The organism is Actinotalea ferrariae (assembly GCF_019733465.1).
Classification (GTDB): Bacteria; Actinomycetota; Actinomycetes; order Actinomycetales; family Cellulomonadaceae; genus Actinotalea; species Actinotalea ferrariae_A.
The window spans coordinates 1-2,292 of sequence record NZ_JACVQL010000394.1; the positions used below are offsets into that span (position 1 = coordinate 1).

The 2,292-nt window shown below is 78.5% G+C and carries 2 protein-coding genes; both read left to right on the forward strand.

Annotation, left to right across the window (positions count from 1 at the left end):
* Nucleotides 1–67 precede the first annotated feature (67 nt).
* Complete coding sequence (locus tag ICW40_RS20240; protein ID WP_221655773.1) at nt 68–1,684, forward strand: amidohydrolase; 1,617 nt, start codon at nt 68–70, stop codon at nt 1,682–1,684.
* Nucleotides 1,685–1,691: 7 nt separating this feature from the next.
* Nucleotides 1,692–2,292 (forward strand): alcohol dehydrogenase catalytic domain-containing protein (locus ICW40_RS20245; RefSeq protein ID WP_221655774.1); only part of this gene is annotated, 601 nt, incomplete at its 3' end.

Here is a 2,292-nt window from a genome sequence, read left to right on the forward strand (position 1 = left end):
ACCCGGCGCTCGCGGCCGAGATGCGGGCCGAGCTCATGCGGCGCCCGAGCGGGCCGGGGGACGGACGATGACCGCCGCGACGCGGAGCGGCGCGGCGCTGCTGCTCAGGCGCGCGCGTGTGGTCGACGTGCCGCCCGGCGCGGTCCCGGCCGCCGGCGTCCCGGTCGCCGGGCCCGGCGAGTCGGACGTGCTCGTGGTCGACGGCGTCGTGCGCGCGGTGGCGCCCACGGGCACTGCCGGCGACAAGGGCACCGCGGGCGTCCGCGCCACGGGCGACCTGGGCGGCCGGTCCGTCGAGACGGTCGACCTCGAGGGGCGCTGGCTCGCGCCGGGTCTGTGGGACGCGCACACGCACATGGAGCAGTGGGCCCTCGCGCGCCAGCGCCTCGACGTGTCCGCGGCGGCGTCGGCCGCCGCGGCGGCGGCGCTCGTGCGCGACCGCCTGCGCTCCGCACCGCCCCCGGCAGGGACCGCCCTGGTCGGCGTCGGCTTCCGGGACGGGCTGTGGGGCGACGTGCCGACCTCGGCCCTGCTCGACGACGCCGCGGCGTCGGCCGGGCACCCCGACGTCCCCGTCGTGCTCGTGAGCGGCGACCTCCACTGCGGCTGGCTGAGCTCCCTCGCGGCGCGGCGGCACGGCGTCCTGGACGCGATCGGGGCCGACGGCACGGGGCTGCTGCGTGAGCACCCGTGGTTCCCGGTGCTCGACCGGCTCGGCGACGCGCCCGGCGACGTCGTCGACGCGTGGGTAGCGGACGCCGTGCGGGCGGCGGCGGAGCGCGGCGTCGTCGGCGTCGTGGACTACGAGATGGGCGGCGCGGTGCCCGCCTGGGAGCGGCGGGTCGCGGCGGGGCACGCGGGCCTGCGGGTCGTGGCGTCGGTGTGGGCGGCGGGCCTCGACGCGGTGGTCGAGCGCCGCCTGCGTACGGGCGACGCGCTCGGGGGACCCGGGGGGCCGGGGACCGCGTCGCTCGTCACGATGGGCCCGCTCAAGGTCATCACGGACGGCTCGCTCAACACGCGCACCGCCTACTGCCACGACCCGTACCCGGGGCTGACGGGACCCGGCGCGCACGGCGTGCTGTCCGTGCCGCCCGAGCAGCTGCGACCGCTCATGGCGCGGGCCGTGGCGGCCGGCCTCGAGTGCGCGATCCACGCCATCGGCGACCGGGCGAACGCGCTCGCGCTCGACGCCTTCGAGGCCACCGGTGCGCGCGGCAGCGTCGAGCACGCCCAGCTCCTCGTGGCCGACGACGTCGCGCGGTTCGCGCGCCTGGGCGTCGTCGCGAGCGTGCAGCCCGAGCACGCGATGGACGACCGCGACGTCGCCGACCGCTACTGGGCCGGTCGCACGCACCGGGCGTTCCCGCTGCGCGCGCTGCACGAGGCCGGCGTCCGCCTCGTGCTCGGGTCGGACGCACCCGTCGCGCCGCTCGACCCGTGGACCGCGATCGGCGCGGCCGTCGACCGCGCCCGCGACGGGCGCGAGCCGTGGCACGGCGAGCAGCGGCTGCCCGCCGACGTCGCCCTCGCAGTGTCCGTGCGCACGCGGGTCGCGCCGGGACAGGCGGCCGACCTTGCGGTGCTCGACGCCGACCCGCTCGCGACGACCGACGAGGCGCTGCGGCGCATGCCTGTCGCCGGGACGCTCCTCGCAGGTCGGTGGACGCACCGTGCGCTCTGACCGCCTGATGCGTGCGGTGGTGTTCGAGCAGTTCGGCGGCCCGCTCGAGGTCCGCGACGTCCCTGAGCCCACGTGCCCGCCGTCGGGTGCGGTGATCCGGGTCGAGGCGACCGGCGTGTGCCGCAGCGACTGGCACGGGTGGCAGGGCCACGACGACGGGATCGCGCTGCCCCACGTCCCCGGGCACGAGCTCGCGGGCACGGTGGTCGAGGTGGGCAGCGAGGTCCGCGGCTGGCGGGCCGGCGACCGCGTCACGGTGCCGTTCGTGTGCGCGTGCGGCAGCTGCCCGGCGTGCCTCGACGGCGAGCACCAGGTGTGCGAGCGGCAGACGCAGCCGGGGTTCACGCACCACGGCTCGTTCGCCGAGCTGGTCGCCGTCGACCACGCCGACGTCAACCTCGTCCGGCTCCCCGACGGCATGAGCGCGGTCACCGCGGCGTCGCTCGGCTGCCGCTTCGCGACGGCCTACCGGGCGCTGACCGTGCACGGCGGCGTGCGCGCGGGCCAGTGGGTCGCCGTGCACGGGTGCGGCGGCGTCGGCCTGTCGGCCGTCATGATCGCCGTCGCGCTCGGCGCCCGCGTCGCGGCCCTCGACGTCCGTCCCGAGG